Annotated in this window: 17 protein-coding genes; all 17 read right to left on the bottom strand. The window is 35.7% G+C overall.

Translation table 11 applies throughout. The features are described from left to right. Window position 1: 1 nt before the first annotated feature. The 17 genes from BP18_RS02895 to BP18_RS02815 all read right to left on the bottom strand — a co-directional run bounded on the left by BP18_RS02895 (window position 2) and on the right by BP18_RS02815 (window position 15,995). Complete coding sequence (locus tag BP18_RS02895) at window positions 2-475, bottom strand: DUF1617 family protein (RefSeq protein ID WP_029276311.1); 474 nt, start codon at window positions 473-475, stop codon at window positions 2-4. Further along, window positions 475-5,022, bottom strand: coding sequence for a phage tail spike protein (locus tag BP18_RS12300; protein ID WP_051669202.1), 4,548 nt, complete (start codon window positions 5,020-5,022; stop codon window positions 475-477). The genes BP18_RS02895 and BP18_RS12300 overlap by 1 nt, the downstream gene beginning before the upstream one ends. Next, window positions 5,019-5,705 carry a distal tail protein Dit gene (locus BP18_RS02885; RefSeq protein WP_051669201.1) on the bottom strand — a complete coding sequence of 229 codons (687 nt, stop codon included), beginning with the start codon at window positions 5,703-5,705 and terminating at the stop codon, window positions 5,019-5,021. Before BP18_RS02885 ends, BP18_RS12300 begins: the two co-directional genes overlap by 4 nt. A gap of 5 nt (window positions 5,706-5,710) precedes the next feature. Beyond that, entirely contained in the window at window positions 5,711-8,059 is a 2,349-nt protein-coding gene (locus tag BP18_RS12295; protein WP_051669200.1) for a phage tail tape measure protein, read from the bottom strand. Next, window positions 8,059-8,268 carry a hypothetical protein gene (locus tag BP18_RS02875; RefSeq protein ID WP_051926198.1) on the bottom strand — a complete coding sequence of 70 codons (210 nt, stop codon included), beginning with the start codon at window positions 8,266-8,268 and terminating at the stop codon, window positions 8,059-8,061. Before BP18_RS02875 ends, BP18_RS12295 begins: the two co-directional genes overlap by 1 nt. Window positions 8,269-8,369: 101 nt before the next feature. Next, window positions 8,370-8,786 carry a hypothetical protein gene (locus BP18_RS02870; RefSeq protein ID WP_029276304.1) on the bottom strand — a complete coding sequence of 139 codons (417 nt, stop codon included), beginning with the start codon at window positions 8,784-8,786 and terminating at the stop codon, window positions 8,370-8,372. A gap of 17 nt (window positions 8,787-8,803) precedes the next feature. Further along, complete coding sequence (locus tag BP18_RS02865) at window positions 8,804-9,418, bottom strand: hypothetical protein (protein ID WP_029276302.1); 615 nt, start codon at window positions 9,416-9,418, stop codon at window positions 8,804-8,806. Continuing rightward, window positions 9,418-9,786: a hypothetical protein gene (locus BP18_RS02860; RefSeq protein WP_029276300.1), complete on the bottom strand. Its 369-nt coding sequence runs from the start codon at window positions 9,784-9,786 to the stop codon at window positions 9,418-9,420. The genes BP18_RS02865 and BP18_RS02860 overlap by 1 nt, the downstream gene beginning before the upstream one ends. Before the next feature lie 3 nt (window positions 9,787-9,789). Further along, entirely contained in the window at window positions 9,790-10,221 is a 432-nt protein-coding gene (locus BP18_RS02855) for an HK97-gp10 family putative phage morphogenesis protein (RefSeq protein WP_029276298.1), read from the bottom strand. Next, the gene (locus BP18_RS02850) at window positions 10,214-10,534 is read right to left on the bottom strand and encodes a phage head closure protein (RefSeq protein ID WP_035050312.1); all 321 of its coding nucleotides are present in this window, start codon (window positions 10,532-10,534) and stop codon (window positions 10,214-10,216) included. Before BP18_RS02850 ends, BP18_RS02855 begins: the two co-directional genes overlap by 8 nt. Further along, on the bottom strand, window positions 10,534-11,067 hold the full coding sequence (locus BP18_RS02845) for a hypothetical protein (protein WP_029276294.1): 534 nt from the start codon (window positions 11,065-11,067) through the stop codon (window positions 10,534-10,536). The genes BP18_RS02850 and BP18_RS02845 overlap by 1 nt, the downstream gene beginning before the upstream one ends. Window positions 11,068-11,101: 34 nt before the next feature. Further along, window positions 11,102-11,407, bottom strand: a complete 306-nt coding sequence (locus BP18_RS02840) for a hypothetical protein (RefSeq protein ID WP_029276292.1) — start codon at window positions 11,405-11,407, stop codon at window positions 11,102-11,104. Window positions 11,408-11,425: 18 nt separating this feature from the next. After that, complete coding sequence (locus tag BP18_RS02835) at window positions 11,426-12,355, bottom strand: hypothetical protein (RefSeq protein ID WP_051669198.1); 930 nt, start codon at window positions 12,353-12,355, stop codon at window positions 11,426-11,428. 16 nt (window positions 12,356-12,371) lie between these two features. Further along, the gene (locus BP18_RS02830; RefSeq protein WP_029276288.1) at window positions 12,372-12,986 is read right to left on the bottom strand and encodes a phage scaffolding protein; all 615 of its coding nucleotides are present in this window, start codon (window positions 12,984-12,986) and stop codon (window positions 12,372-12,374) included. Between the two features lie 258 nt (window positions 12,987-13,244). Beyond that, complete coding sequence (locus BP18_RS02825; RefSeq protein ID WP_155860384.1) at window positions 13,245-13,442, bottom strand: hypothetical protein; 198 nt, start codon at window positions 13,440-13,442, stop codon at window positions 13,245-13,247. Window positions 13,443-13,447: 5 nt separating this feature from the next. Continuing rightward, on the bottom strand, window positions 13,448-14,533 hold the full coding sequence (locus BP18_RS02820) for a phage head morphogenesis protein (RefSeq protein ID WP_051669197.1): 1,086 nt from the start codon (window positions 14,531-14,533) through the stop codon (window positions 13,448-13,450). Further along, window positions 14,508-15,995 carry a phage portal protein gene (locus BP18_RS02815; RefSeq protein WP_051669196.1) on the bottom strand — a complete coding sequence of 496 codons (1,488 nt, stop codon included), beginning with the start codon at window positions 15,993-15,995 and terminating at the stop codon, window positions 14,508-14,510. The genes BP18_RS02820 and BP18_RS02815 overlap by 26 nt, the downstream gene beginning before the upstream one ends. Window positions 15,996-16,007 lie beyond the last annotated feature (12 nt).

Genomic DNA, 16,007 nt, shown 5'->3' with positions numbered 1-16,007 from the left:
ATTATTTTTCCTCCTCTTTTTTATCTTCATTTGCTTCAAATGCTTCTTCCAACAACTCCATTAGCGTTTCAAAATCTTCATCACGTAAACTCTCTTTTCCAGTAAATTCATCTTTTTCCAAAGTATCAAAAAAAGACTTGATTTTAGCTTCATGTTCCACCAAATCAATTCCAATAACTTCCGCATTCAATTCTTTTGTTTGCTCGCTTGCTTTATTTTTAGCTCCTTGGTCATTCACATACTCATCTAGCCACGCCAAGTTACCATTGCTTTCAACAAATGTGCCATCTCCATTCTTTTTGAAATAGTCAGACCGAATATCATTCAAATCTTCCAGAAATTCTTCGTTTTTAGCTTTCAACGCTTTTTGTAGCTTTCCTTTGCCGCGACGTGGTTTTCTACCTTGTACGATAATGTTTTCTAAAGCTTGGTAAACCGGTATAACCTCTATGTTTTTTAATTTGATTGTTTTCATTATGCGACACTCTCCAATAGTTTTATTTTTTCTTCTAATTCTTTGATTCTTAATTCATGTTTGCTTAATTTCACTTCATGATGCCAGGTAAGATCTCCTAACTCTTGAACACCTCTAATAGCTAATGAAGCATAATCATAAAGAGATACTTTCGTATCATTGTCTGCTAGTAATTGATAGGGTGCTTCATCAGTAATAATCCCAATTTCAGAAATACCATTCTTAGTGTATTGGTGAATCTTCATTGTGGATATGATGCCTAAAGCACCACCAAAGTCTTCTATGTCATCTTTATATTTTCTTTCAGATTGAACGTCAAAGTTTGCAGCACTCATAAATCCATAATTTCCATTTATATTATAAATAGAAAGTCTTGCTGCAGATCCAGTGTTATGTCCATTCAGAGTGATTCTAGACGCTCCATAAGTTATAGCACCATTAAGTCCTTCATCAAACATCCAATTTCTATTTGCATTATGCGCAATTTTAAAACTCGTACCCGCGGGTGATAACTGAAGACCTTGTCCGCTATCCGATGTTAATTGCAAATATTGTGTTTCTAATGTCCCCATTTTTCCGGTTGTATCATTGTAAATTGACATTTTTGGAACGTCATAAATCGAAAACCCATTCATAGTGAAAGCAGTTTTGCCATATTTGAATTTACCGTAATTACCATCTAGCAATTCCCATTTATGTGCTCCTATATTATTCTCGGTAATGTTTTCGTGACTGAATATAAAGTTTCCGCCATTTTTTGAAATTAGAGTGAGAGCACTTGAATAATCTGCTATCCTATATTTAAATCCTCCATCATTACCAATGCCTAAATCAACAAAATTAAAGTTAGCAGATTGTAATCGAATACCTGCATTTCTATCATTACCTGTATTTCCGGCTGCTGGAACAAAAGCTAAACCTTCATTATCCGGAATCATATAGTGACTTGCTCCGCTTGTATTGAAATAGAATTTATCTTGTTGAATTGATAATGTACTGCCATTTGAAGGATTCCTAAACGTTTCTACACCCATAGATAAATTCAATGAGTAGTTAGCACCGGTCATAGTACCTACAGCAATCTTAGAAGCATTTAGATTTATGATATTAACCAAAGCAGCATTTAATGTACCGGCAGTAACCATATCAGCAGTTATACTTATAGCTTTAACAGAATTAATAAAAGCAGTCTTAGCCGTTAACCGTTGGACATTTGCATCAGTCGCAAACAATTTATCAATCAAAGCTAAATCAGATTTGATCATAGCGGAAGTAATGACATCTGCCGTTAACACTCTAGTTTTTAAGGTTGCAATATCTGCGTAAACAGCAGTTAATGTTAATGTATCTAATCTAGTTACGAAAGCAGCTGTCATAGTGACATCACCATCTAATTGAATCCTTTTACCTTGCAGTAAGATGCCCTCAGTAGATATGTTGATTTGACTAATAAGCTTGCCAGTTTCAGCTATTTTATCCCAAGTACCCCAAGTACCATTTCCTGTAATACTACTCCTCTTAAATACACCACCTTCGGATCTGAACGTTTGAGTTATACTTCCGTAACCACTATGTGACCCTGGAACATTAGTAGTTAGCTGTCCTAAAGGGGTATAAGCCGTAACACCAATCACGGAACCAAGTTTAAGTTCCTCGGTAGTTTGATTTGGGTAGTTTGTGTAATACCAAGAAGGCGATTGATTATCGTTTCTCGTATCTTTAACTCTTTTATCAGCCAATATAGCAGCAGTTACATCGCCTTGAACAACTCGTAAATTAATAGCACTGTCTAATTGAGTCATTTTTGAATTATAAGTGGCCGATTCTACTTTTGTTGTTATTTGTCCGGCCAATTGAGTTACTTGTGCTTGACTAGCTTTCGATGCAACTAAAGTGTTAATGCCATCTATATTCGCTTCAATGGTTACTACTTTTTCTAATGTGGCCATATCATTTGGTGATGGTGACCAATCTGTCGTTTTTATCCCTTTTTCAAGTTTAATTTTAGAAAATCGTGCTTTTTGATTTTCACCCAAATTCAAATATACACGTAATAAAGTTCCGTCTATATTTGCTGAGAATTTTTTGCTGTAAGTGACTCTTATCCACTTAGTAGCATCGGTTAATACCACTGTTTTCCCAGTCATTTCTTTATCGTTCACACCTAATGTTAGCGTTAGCGATACAGAAGGACTAACAGGTCTAACCCATACACTCACTGTGTATTCTCTATTTCTTCCGTCATCTATAGTGATGTCAGGCGGACGGAAATCTCCACCACCAACAGTTCTAGACACTTCGGTTACCGTTGACACATTAAGAAAAGGAACATTCTCTAATACTTTGGATACTACATAAGTTCCACCGTTATAATTAATTGGACTAAAAGGAGGAATCTCACTGTTGTAAACTAAGTTGGTTCCACCGATTTCAAGATTAGACAAATCAGTGCTAACTTGTGTAATTTGAGCTGTTAAACCATTTGATGTTGCATTAAACGTTGTTTGATTAACATACTGTTTACCAGTTAATAACGTTTCGATTTGAACCGATGTTAAACGCGCTGTGATTGCCTGTGAGTTTGCGTTTATTTGACTGGTGTGGCTGTCCACTGTACCTTTTACAGTGTTAACCAGACTAGATTCTGCTTTTAACTCTAAGCCATCAGAAACAACCTTAATTTGTGTTGTGTGACTATCAACCGTTCCTTTAATCGTATTAACTAATGAACTTTCTGCTTTTGCTAAAAGAGCTGTTTGGGTTTGGCTGATTTGAGTTGTATGCGTTCCAACGGTTCCACTTAGTGTATTGAATGTTGTTTGAGATACTTTTCTTGTCAATTCACCATTAATGTTTGTAATTGATATATCAACTTCTTGCGAGAATGTTGCAACTGAGTTTAAAGCAGTTTGAGCGTTTTGAATAGCTGTTGTTGCATTTTTTGTTGCAGTAGTAGCATCTTGAATTGCAGTTGCTGCGTTTGCTTTCGCTGTTGCAACGTCTGGTTTTAAAAAACCAACATCTTCAATTGCTTTATCTGCTTTTAGTACTGCAGCATTAGCTGAATTAGTAGCTGTAAGAACGTTTTGATTAACAATGAGTAATTGGTTGTCGAATTCTTGTGCTTTGGCTTCTGTGTATTGTTTGGCTTCTTGCTTGGCTGATTCGAAGTCTTGTTCTGCTTTAGTTCGGTCGAGATCTGCTTGCTCGATGGCAGCATTTACTTCATTTTTTACTGCATTTAATTCTGCAGTAGAACTAATCATCTTCCAATAAATAACTCCGTTTTCATCAATATACTGCCAAAGTTCTGTTTCTGATCCATTTGGTTTATACCACAAATCATTAATGTTAGGATATAAAGGTTCTGACGTTCCTCGATTGATAGTATTTTTACCATCTGCAGTAGATTGAATAAAGTTAGTTATTTGAACTAATTCTGTTACTTTCCTTGTTAATTTAGTAATATCTGAATATTTAGAAGTAAAAGTTTCTTTGAAACTACCTAGTTCAAGCCCTAAATATTTTTTAGCTAAAGGATCATATTTGTAACTGATTACTTTTGCTTCAATATTAAGCCCATCTTCTTTATGTTCAACTGTCACTGTATCACCTAAAAAAACTTTTTGAAGCTCTTGTAAATCTTTGTACTCCTCTGTTTGATCTAAACTAACAAAATCTACTTTATAAGTTGCTTCAGGAATATCAACTTTGTTCACGGAATACTCTTCATTAGCTCTTTCTCTCAGCAGTTGATAGGCGGTTTGTAATGGTACAGCATCTTTGTCATTTGCATACTCACCAACTGCAGCTTTTACATCACTGTATTCAACGACTTTTATTTTCGGATTAATATAGTGATTAATTAACGGACTATCCACATACTTTTCTGGCAATAGTAAACCATCAAATCCTTTTGGCATAATACGTGTAATAGCAGTTGACCAATTAACATTTGCTTCATATCCAATTAAGTCTTTCCTATGTTGAATTTTTTTACCTCTGTTTGTACCTATGCTTTTATTCATTCGAACATCAAAATTATTTCGTTTTAGTTCTCCACCCCAGCGACTGATAAAAGTGTTGTCTTCTTCATCGTCAATTAAAGCAGCTACTGGATTCATTCTAACCATACGTGCATTGGTAGTTGTTTCAATATTAGAAAAGAACCGAAAAGTATGACTATATTGAGTTGCTCCACCTAATTGGCTAATTGCTCCTTGCCCGTTTTTACCAACAATATTCATATCTTCAATAAAATTATCCACTAAATCATAAAAAATATGATAAGTCTTAATTGTCAAATAACCCATAGATTTAATTGGATTATAAACTCTAAATAATTGGTTTCCATCTGGCGTAGGAACCCTAATAACAGACTGTCCATCAATTTCTGAACCATGCGGAGCAAATATAGGATATTTAAAAACAAATGAATATAGACCATTCAACTCTTCTTCTACAACAGTTTCTAGAATATTTTTATCTAGTGAACCTAAACCATTGTGATCAAAGTTTGTTTCATTTGGTTTAAAAAGAGTGATCATATATAACGCCACCTCGGTTCAATAACTAATTTCGTTACATTACTAGAAAAACTTATTGTGTTTTGTCCTGGAATAAACACTGGAAATTCACCAACCATATTACTATTTCTACTTGTTTTATTTCTATGTGCTTCTCTTAATTCACAGTCAACTGAAATATAATCAGCCATCCCATTTAGCCTGAATATCTGGCCGTTAACGGTCACCGTTACATCACCTACTCCAAAAACTTTGATTAACGGTTCAGAATCAATTGTTCCTGGGTTTACTAAACTAGCAGCTGCAGCTAAAGTTATTGGATTGACTGTTTCGTACTGAAAAGGGGAGCAAACAAAATCAATTGATACTCGACCGTATATATCAATATCATTCACTGTGCTTTTTACTACAATATTTTTCACTTCATAATAAAAGTTAGGATCATCAGAAAAAACTAATTTTTCTTTGTTTAATATCCAACGCTTTACTTCTCTAAGCATTTGCTTAACTGTGTTTTGATTACTCATAAAACTAAACTCCATAGGAATAGTTAAATTCTTATAACTTTCTTTTTTTGTTAAACTTCCATGTCGTCCTTCAACTATAATATATTCAACTATTTGTTCAGTAGAAGGAATTTCAGGATGTGACACCAATGAAATTCCTAACGTTTTATTACTTACGCCATCTAACAAAATAAACATTTAGGTCACTTCCTTCCTTTACCAAAATTGTTATTTTTTGATTTATCACCTAGCTCAGAATCTATATAATCACGAGTAGCTACAGCAATGGTGCGTCCGTCTACTTGGATGACTACCGTTTCATTTCTATTCAATAATTCACGAAGCGAATCTTGAATATGTTCAAGCAATTCAATAATCGCTTCATTACCCCAACTCATTGTTGAACTGATACCTTCGCCGATACCACCTAAAGTTTCTCGGTTCAACGGTAAAATAGCTTCGGGTCCAGCTTCTCCAACTCCATGCATACCGTTAGCTGTATTGAATAACGTTGCTTTATCGAAAATACCACCGGCTTTATGCCAACTCACTGAAAGCTTAGGCACTCCTTGCGTTATCCAATCTACTGGATTTTTAGAACCACTTACACTAAACTTAGGCATTTTGATAGAAGGTAGATCCCATTTGAAATTGAAGAATCCCTTCATTGTATCAATTGCTGTTTTCACTGCGTTTTTTGCTCTGTTTATAGGGCTCATAATTTTGTCGTACACTTCTGAAAATTTAGAACCAATCGTGCTAACTGTTGATCTTATTTTCTCAGTTGCGCCATTCTTTAATTCATTGAATTTATTTACTACTCCGTTTTTTAATTCATTTGCTTTATTTACTACCGAAGTTTTCATTTCATTAAATTTATTGATAGCACCTGTCTTTAATTCATTAAATTTATTTACAGAACCAGTTTTAAGTTCAGTGAAATCACTTATCGCTGCATTTTTCAACGTTTTATAAATAGTTGACGCTCCATTTTTCAATTCATTTGAATCATCAATAGCCGCAGTTTTGAGTTTTTCAAAAGCAGACGAACCAATATTTGCAAGCTCATTAAAATCTTCACTTGCAGCAGTTTTTAATGTACTAACTGCTTGTCCACCTAAATTCATCAATTCGTTAAAATCTTCTAATGCAGCTGTTTTCAAAGTTTCTAAAGCCCCTGTTACAAGGTCTTTCAATTCAATAAAGTCTGAAACAAGTTTGTCTTTCAGTTCAATAGCTTTCGCTTTAACGGTATCCCAGTTTTGCCATAAATAAACTCCTGCAGCCACAAGTGCACCAATTGCTAATATAACCAAAGTAATTGGACTTGTTAGAAATGCCATAACTCCTGCTAAAACACCACCTGCTGCACTCATTGCATACATGCTAATAATTGCAATTGTTTCTATTCCTGACTTAATGCCTAAAGCTAGTGAATATAAACCAAACGCTGCAGTAGCTGCTCCAATACCAGCAATCAAGGGCAACCATTTATCAATAAACGCTTGGAGATCCGCGGAAAGTTTAACAAAATCTATTTCCAACATTGAATCTTTCATTTCCGTTAATGAGTTTTTTATGTCAGTTAGAAACGTACTGTTGCTCATCGAGTCTTTCATTGATTGAAACGCATCAATAACTGGCTGCATAACCTCTTTTAATGTATTCCAAGCTGTAGAATCTTGGACTTCTGCTTTTAATTCTCCAAACCAGGCTTGAAGTTCAATTACTTTTTCGCCTGCAGTACTTAACCAATCAGAAACTGCCATCAATCCAGCAACAACAGGCTCCAAAATTGGACCACCAACAACAGCTAAGAAATCTTGCCATGCTTGTCTTAAGTTACCCATTTGGTTCTCGTATCCTTCTGATTCAAGCGCTGCTTGTCCAGTTGCTCCTGCTTGTTCTTGCATGTTTTTGGCGTATTCTAAACGTGTTGCTTGTTTCGTTGCTTCGTCTAGTTTTTGCCATTCTGCTGTTGAGCCTACAAGACCTTGTGATATAGCATATTGAGCCATTTGTGTATCATTCGCAAAAATACCTATTGATTCGCCGGCTTCATAGTTACCTTTTAAGAAAGATGTTAATGAAGCATTTGCTGATTCATAGGATACATCATAGAAAGCTGCTGCATCTGCCGCCGCTGTTACTGATGTTTCAGCTTGTTTCATAGCTTCTTCGGTGGTCATTCCTAAACCTTTAAACATAGATACAGTTGCAGCAAAAGGTTGTTTAAGTCGGTTAGGTAACATCCCGAAAGACTTACCTAGTTCTTCTACCTTTTTCTGTGCCTCTGTTCCTAAATTACCGAATACTTGGTCAAATTGAGATTGGATTGCTTTTGCTGTCGCAGCCGCTTCGACTGCCATCTTTCCAAATCCTAATACCTTAGTTGCAGCAAAGGCAGTTCCGATAGCTATAGCTGCTTTTTTAAAGAATCCAGCAATCTTACTACCAGCGCTTTTGGCTTTACCTGTTGTTTCATCAATTCCTTCATTTGCTTCTTTATTATTTAACCCGATGGTTCCAAATAATTTGAAGATTTCTCCCACTAATTTTCACCGCCTTTATTAATCGGCTTTATATATTTCATTGCATTTGCGATGTTTTTTTGTTCTTCTTCTTTTGATAAAGATTGTTTTTTTGTATTGCGTATTTTTTTAAAGTATTTCTTTTTATAATCTTTAAATGTATTTTCGTGATCCTTATGGAGCCATGCTTCCCAAAGATCGTCTTCACTTTCTTTATCAAACAATTGCAAAATAAAATCCGCCAAACCTTCTAGAGTGTATGTACTCATAAGGATTAACGGATTGCTGTATCTTTTAAATAAGGTATCTTTTAATTTAAAATCGCCATCGTCTATTGAAGTAACGATGCGATAGATGAGAAAAAATCGCCCAATTCCGGTTTCTTAAAGAAGCCAATAATTAAACTGGTATATTCTTTCAAATTTAATTTTTGTATTTCTCCAATGCCCTTCCCAGTTAAATCTGCAAGCAATGAATTAATATCTGGTTTTAATTTGCTGGCATTCATCATGACTTTTTGCAGTAAACCGGCCATCGCTTCCATTCCACGTTTTTCCGCTTCTGCTTCTTTCTTAGCCTTTTCTGCTTTAGTTGGTTCCTTTTTCTTTTTATCCATTGGTACGACTGTTGAAGCTTCTGCATTTCCTTCAAACATTTTGATGAAATCATCTTTAATGTCTAACTTTCCTACAATTGAAAGAAGAGTGAATAAATCATCACCCTTCAGCTCTCTCATTTCTAATGTCATATGTTGTTATCCTCCTACTATTCGGCTGGTGTTGTTACAGCCGGCACTGTTGGAAATAAAATTCTCCAAGGGAATTTATCAGCATTTAATTGATCGACCGATGCATGCGCTTCGTAGACTTGTTCAATGACCGCTTCGCCATTGTCTTCTGTAGCTAGTTCTAAGCCGCTTGTGCATAATGCGTTGTCTAAAATTGCGATAACTGGTTCATTTGTGCCAGACAACGTACCTATTACTGCAATGTTATTTATATAGTCACCATCGTCTAAATAACGCTTAGTTGTAATTACTTTATAACCTGCAGGCGCATCCTCTGTAGCCGCTTCTACAATTGCCCCATTTAATGATCGGCGAATCGTTTCAGCTGTTATTTCTTTGACATTTGCGGTAACGGTAGCCGTTGCTGATTCTAACACTTTATTTCCTTTAACTTTCATGTGAGTAGTGCCATCCACTTCAACATCACGGTAGGCTTGTTCAATAGACAATGTAACCCCACCAGAAGTAGCACCGTGCAAAGTTCCACTAAATCCATCTGCTGCAGTATGTTTAATATCCGTATAAACAGTAGCTGCGTTGATTACGTAGTTCTTAGCTGTCGTTTCTGAATAGCCTGTTTTTTTCAAACCCATTATTTATTCCTCCAATCAGTTTTGCAATAAAATTGCAAACTTCTTCTTTTTATCTTGTCATCACCTGTTGAAACCTTGTTTGATCGCAAAAAATTAAACCGAATGAATAGATCATCGGTCAATTTCATTTTGTCTTTAAAATGATCCTTTAAGGCATCTTCTAGCGTAAATACATTAATGTAAGACGAATTGCTATCGAATACGTCAACATCAATGTAAAAACCATCTACGCTACGTTCTATTGCTTCTGTATCAAAATCAAAAGTCAAGTATGGATAAACTACTGTTGTTTTACGATTCTTTTCGTGAAAACTTTCAGATGTTACCATTTTAAATTGTGCCGTTAGTTCTTTTAGAAATTCAATCATCTGCTATTTCCCCTTAAACGATGCTTTATACTGGCCACCGATAATGGATTCTATTTGTTTCCTGTTCCTTCTGAATGCTGGACGTAAGAAAGGCTGTGGTTCCTGACCCCAGGTGAAGAACCATTCACCAGATGAATCTTGATAACTCCATCCGCCTTTTCTACCAGCTCCATTCTCAGCAAATTCACCTGTACCAAATTCAACATAGAAAGCGTACATGAATGGTGATCCAACTGTTCCGATAAAGTTGCCATCCCTTTTGCTAACTTTATGATTGATTTTATCTCTCATTTCACCACTAGAAACTGCTGCAAGTGACTTAGCTTGACCTTCAATATAAAGCGTTGCTGCTTCCATTGCTCTCTCAGATGCCGCATCCATAGCTTTTTTAACAATATCTGAATTGTCTTCAAATATAAATCCATCTTTAGGCACTTACATCACCCTCGTATTTACAATAGACTTCATTGTGGTGGCCAATTCCAACCGGATCATCAGAATACGTTATACCGTATATTCTTCCGTTTGAATCAACTATTCTCATGTCATCTGTTATGCCTTTTGTAAATATCGGGATAATTAAGATATGTGTCGATTGCTCAATGGTGGCGTTTTGAAGCGTGTTTAAGTCTGTACCAGTAACTAAGTCGATATAACCCTTAACTGGTTTGAAAACAGCCCATTCTTCAAATGTTCCGCCTATCCCATCATCGACCGGTGTCTTTTGTTCGATATCAAAGCTATTCATTAACCCCACCCCATTTTTTCGTACTTATTTAAGAACGAAAGCAATGATGATGGATAACCTTCTGTATTGTCGTTTGCGTTCACATCGTAATAAGTTTCAGACATCCTTGCTACAGTCCTAGATTTAATGCCAGTCTTTCCAACCATATCTAAATCGTATTTAATTAGTTTTTTAACGCCTTTTTTAATGTCTGCAGGATAACTAACTAAAGTCGCCATTGCTTTAGTACTATTTGATGAAATAAACGGTTCACCTTCAACTATGATTGAATCAGCAGTTAATTCCTCAACTACATACAAACCATCGTTATAAGCTGTGTAATTCACTTCTATGGTGTCGCCGATTCTTAACCCTTCAAATTCTCCAAATACATTGATGATATTCGGTGCTGTGATCGTTATATCTTCAAACCGTACACGTTTATTTTGAAAGTTATTATTCGTTAACCCTCTAATGCTTTGTTCAAATGCATCTAAATCGTCTTGATCAACATCTGGATTAATCTTCTGTGCATCTATTAATGAAATAATCATTTGCTCACCCCTCATAAAAAAAGGAGAGTAGTGACTACTCCCCTAGTAATTCAAGCATTTGTTCAGCGGTTGCGTTCTTGCTGTACTCAACGCCTCGCTTATCAGCAATCTCTTTTAATTCTTTTGCTTCTAGTCCTGTTAAATCGACTTTATCATCATCTGATTGGTCTTTTTTATCAGCTTCTAACACTTCATACGTTACTTTCACACCAAAGTCACGTTCGATGTTATCAATGATTTCTTTTGCTCGTACTTCTGTAACTTCAACTTCTTTATCCGCTTGAATAAATCTGTCTTTTTCCAAGTCTTTTAAGTCATGCGAAAACTTTACTTTTGCCATGAATTTATCCTCCTATTATTATCCCTCTAGGTTAATCAACGGAACTTTAACAACACCATCAACACGTTCTGGGAAAATAAGAATTCCAGACATAATCAATGTTTGTTGTGTAGCTGATTCATCATGCAAGAAATGTTTCATTCCCATGAATCCAGTAGAATCAGCCGTTAAGCCAAATGCACGCCCAGCTTCACCATTCGCTGGAATAAATGCTAATTGTAGATTTTCTGGTGCGGTAGCATAAATTGAACCAATAGCAACTTGTGTTGTCGAAAATACGACTGTTCCAGTTGCGGATGTGTAGTAATTCAAACCAAATTGAGTTTCTAACGTGATCTCTTTATCAGCTAACGCTTGAGCAACATCCATCGGGTTGGCAAATGCAACCACACGAACAGCATCATCCTCAAATACAGTGTTTAACGCACCCCATGCTGTAGCTAATGCACCTTGTAGTCCGTTTGTGTCGTTTAGGTTAGGAGTAGCTTGTCCGGCTTGAATTGTCCCAAACAAACTATCTCGAACACCTTTTTGAATCTCTTTGACTAACGCTTCATCTGTGATGTTCACCGCTTGATCTAAACCAAAACGTTGGATAGCTTCGGCAGATGTCGCTTTGCGATATTTTTTTAAGATAATTTCTTTTTCAGACACTTCTTTTGGAGTGACTTTAGAAAGCGGAATGATATCGCCTTCTGGAACGTTACCATCTTTTAAATCTACTTCTGGCTTACCATACTGCTTAATTTTGAACCCTTCTTGTACTGAAAATTGACGCGTAATTCCTAACGCATCTAAAAATCCAGTTAAATCATCTGCAAATCGGTATGAGTAATCAACTGATTTCTCAACAAAGTTACCTAGTGATGTTTGAGTTTGTAAATTAGTCTCTGGAAAGTTCTGTGCTGCGAAAAACTGTAAGTTCATGCCTAATAAATTCTTTTTCATTTTAAAATCCCCTTTATTATTGGAATAAATTAATATTCTCTTTGATTTTCTCTTGTCGCTCTTTAACATCTTTAATATTCATGATGTCATCTTTTGACAATGTACCTGCTTTACCAATGTTTAATTTGTTATCAATAACTTTATATCCAGGAACATTTGGATCGTTGTTTTCTTTTGCAGCAAAGAATGTTGGATTAGTTTCTTTCAATGATTTCACTTTGTTATCTAAATCAATGATGTTGCCGTCTTTATCCGTTTCGACTTCACCCAGCTTATAAAGCATGTAATCAACGTCTGACACACCTTCTTTAGTCAATGCTTCCTTCAACGAATATGTTTTGCGTTCAGCTGCACGTTCTGTTTCAAGCGTTTCAACTTTTGATTGATAGTCACTAATCTGCGTTTGCAAACCTTCAACGTCTTTGTTTGACTTCTGCAAGCCTGTTACAAGTTCGTTTGCGCTGTTTAAATCACTTTCTAGCTGTTCTTTCTGTTCTTTCAGTTTGGTATAACGTGAATCAAGATTTTCTTCGGATGCGATGTACAATTTGTTTGCCGGCATACCATCCACCGTTTTATTTGCTTGTTCTTCTGTTAATCCAACTGAAATTAAATACTCTTTGAATGTCATGCTTTCTCCCTTCGCCACTACGCTGTTTACATGGTTGCATCATGTGTGGTTTGCATATAACGCCATGCAATAGCGAAATGTGAATGAGCAGAACCCACCAACAGCACTCATTCGTGATAAGTCCAAACCACTTATCGTTCCAAGATAAAAAGCCACTAGCGTTTGCTAATGACTTTCTACATAGTTTTATATATTTTTAACAACAATCGATTTAGCCATTTGATTGACCATAATTTCCAACGTTTCATATTAACGCTCCTATCTTAATCTGTTAGAAATGCCATTTGAAAAGTTATTCCCAATACTATTTTGAATCGCATTAGATAAAGCATTGTTGTCTATTTCAACGCCATCAACTTGACCTTGTTCCGGTTTCTTTTTGTTCAACTCATGTAATTCTTTCTTGATGCCTTGCAACTCACTAATAACAGCTTTTTCAAATGGTGTCATTGCCATATCAATCATCCTCTTTTCCTTTTAGGAATCCACTCTATTTCATTATCTGAAATATCTAACACGCCTAACTTCTCGTATTCTCTATCAGACATCTTGTCTAACAGTTTTCCAAAGTCTTTTGTGCTGTGTTTCTTGCTTAATTCTCCAACATATTCGGTATATTTCTGTTTACCTATTTCATTTTGAACCTTTTTACTAACGTACCAATCACTATATTTATTATATTCAACTACTTTTTTAGTTACGTTGTCTTTACGCAAATTAGGTGTTAGGCCGTTAACAACAGCAATTGTTGTACATCTACAGTTAATATCAAGTGAAGCACGACCGAATAATCTCGGTGCATCTGCTGTATATCCATTAAACTTAAATTTTTTATCAACTGCTACTGTTTGACCATCTAATTCTTGATGTGAATGCCTGGTTTTCTTATCCAGTGTAGCCATCCACATCTTTTCCATCTTCACACCTTTATTTACAGCTTCTTGATATGATTTTTGCTTAGCAGCTGATTGAACCCTTCCACCTTCTGTTCTTGCTATCCTTAAAGATTGTTTGTAACTGGCTTCTGTTAGTTCTCCGATTTCTTTAGCAACAACAGCATATCCCTTACCTTTAACTGCTCCATTTAACAAAGCTGTAGTAACCTTTTCAGCTAGATCATCACGCTTCTCATACAACCGCTTAGAGAACGATTTTCCGGCTATTTTCTTTTCAACTAATCTTTCGATATAGCTTTCATTTAACAATGGAAAATTTAATTGAAGGTTCTCTGCTTCTTCCAAGGCATACCAGACACCATAATAACCAGTATTGGCTTCACCAGAAATGTATTGATGAATAGCAGGGTTTGTTTTGTCGTTCATTTCCCAAAGGATTTCATCAATTTTATTCGCTATCTTTATTTGATTGTCTACTTCTAACCGCTTGGAAAAGGTTAACTTATCATAGTTATCAATGGTTTGTTTAATCTCATTCTTCAATTCTTTTAGAGCATCTTTATAAAAAGTGAACAACTCTTTATCCATCGCTTTATAGGATTTAGTGTTTAATAAACTAAGTTCCTTATTCCACTTGTCCAACTGCTCCATTGACAACACCTACTTCAACAGGATCCGTTTCTTCTTGTAATCCCATAGTGAATTCCTGTTCTTCAATCATCAATTGGACCTCTTCCCAATCCAATTCAAATTGCTCACAAATCAGTTTAAGAACGCTCTCATCATCTAACCTTGGAGCAACTAAAAGAATTGATTCAACGATAACCTTCTTAGCATCTGCCTCGTTCTTAGCGCGTTCTACTATGTCGTTTTCATTGACCATCGTTTCTCTTGTGATGTTTACTTTGATATCACTAGCTTTAAAAGATTTGCTAAACCGTCTATTGATGTCACTGACAATCATTTCGTTCATCCATGACAACATAGCTCTTAGTCTAACTTCTGCTTTGTTAGCTTTCATATCAAGCAATGCATAGCGTGACTTGATGACTACGTTAGTGATGTTTCCATCGCCTATTTGAGTAGAATCAAATCCCATCCCAAACTTGTAAATGGCATCCTTATCAATATCTAGTTTAGCTTGACGTGCTGCAATAGGTATATCCACTGTTTTTATGTCTAAGCCACCGTTTTCACCAGTACCTACTACTTTTTTAGCCTTAACGTTCTGTCGCAACTTGCTTAAATCATCACCGCGGAATCCTTTAACGACATATATAGCTTCAGCAAAGTCTTGTAGGTTATTGGATAAGAAACACGCCATCAAGTCGTAATCATCAATCAATGGCTTAATTGGTTCTAAGTCCGTTAGCTCTTTCTTGTTATTGCTTAATCGATAGAATGGCAAAGTTCCATATGATCGTTCTAACATCTGCCCATCATCTGTTTGTGCAATGACATGTGGTCTAGGATTTAATTCTCGATTGACATCCAAAGAAAACCGCTTGTTTTCGTCTTTAATATAAAAGGTTACCTCTTTGTCATTCCATACCTCAGCATGTGTTACCGTAACGTTTTTGCCGTTCCTGGTGATGTCTTTATCATAGTAACGAACAATTGCTTTACGGTCTCTATTGTCATCAAATATATCAAACGTCTGTATGCTATCTGATACCTGAAAGCATAATCTATCTTGATTATTTGTTCTGGCATACGCATATTCATGACCTTTAATTGATGCACCTTCTAAAGCTTCTTGTAAGAATAGCTGCATGTCATCATCGTAATATTCTTCCAAATGAGTTTTAAACGTTTCATCTTCTACTTCTAACTCAATTGGATTCGATAATAAATACTGTACTTTCTGATCAACTTGCTCAGTAAAGAATGCATGCGGTATTTTTACATTAGATGCATTGGTATCTTCTCGCAACACATCATTATCATCTATGAAAAAAATTCGATTAAATAAGATATCATGTTCGTAGTTATAATAACGCTGTCCTATTCGTGCCTTTTCTTTAGTTTTTGATGTTCTATCTTCATTCACTGCTTTATTTAAAGACGTTGCTACGACTTGCGGGTTCTCGCTTAATAAATACTTATCATCCACTTTATCACCTCT

Origin of the sequence: Carnobacterium jeotgali MS3 (genome assembly GCF_000745125.1) — a bacterium.
GTDB lineage: Bacteria > Bacillota > Bacilli > Lactobacillales > Carnobacteriaceae > Carnobacterium_B > Carnobacterium_B jeotgali.
This window is presented reverse-complemented; position numbering and strand designations above follow the sequence as displayed.

Bases quoted from the DNA above. Each gene is read 5' to 3' on its own strand.
- BP18_RS02850 (WP_035050312.1), bottom strand. From the start codon at position 10,534: ATGAATAGCTTTGATATCGAACAAAAGACACCGGTCGATGATGGGATA.
- BP18_RS02860 (WP_029276300.1), bottom strand. From the start codon at position 9,786: ATGATTGAATTTCTAAAAGAACTAACGGCACAATTTAAAATGGTAACA.
- BP18_RS02845 (WP_029276294.1), bottom strand. From the start codon at position 11,067: ATGATTATTTCATTAATAGATGCACAGAAGATTAATCCAGATGTTGAT.
- BP18_RS02835 (WP_051669198.1), bottom strand. From the start codon at position 12,355: ATGAAAAAGAATTTATTAGGCATGAACTTACAGTTTTTCGCAGCACAG.
- BP18_RS12300 (WP_051669202.1), bottom strand. From the start codon at position 5,022: ATGATCACTCTTTTTAAACCAAATGAAACAAACTTTGATCACAATGGT.
- BP18_RS02885 (WP_051669201.1), bottom strand. From the start codon at position 5,705: ATGTTTATTTTGTTAGATGGCGTAAGTAATAAAACGTTAGGAATTTCA.
- BP18_RS02840 (WP_029276292.1), bottom strand. From the start codon at position 11,407: ATGGCAAAAGTAAAGTTTTCGCATGACTTAAAAGACTTGGAAAAAGAC.
- BP18_RS02820 (WP_051669197.1), bottom strand. From the start codon at position 14,533: ATGGAGCAGTTGGACAAGTGGAATAAGGAACTTAGTTTATTAAACACT.
- BP18_RS02830 (WP_029276288.1), bottom strand. From the start codon at position 12,986: ATGACATTCAAAGAGTATTTAATTTCAGTTGGATTAACAGAAGAACAA.
- BP18_RS02865 (WP_029276302.1), bottom strand. From the start codon at position 9,418: ATGGGTTTGAAAAAAACAGGCTATTCAGAAACGACAGCTAAGAACTAC.
- BP18_RS02870 (WP_029276304.1), bottom strand. From the start codon at position 8,786: ATGACATTAGAAATGAGAGAGCTGAAGGGTGATGATTTATTCACTCTT.
- BP18_RS02825 (WP_155860384.1), bottom strand. From the start codon at position 13,442: ATGGCAATGACACCATTTGAAAAAGCTGTTATTAGTGAGTTGCAAGGC.
- BP18_RS02895 (WP_029276311.1), bottom strand. From the start codon at position 475: ATGAAAACAATCAAATTAAAAAACATAGAGGTTATACCGGTTTACCAA.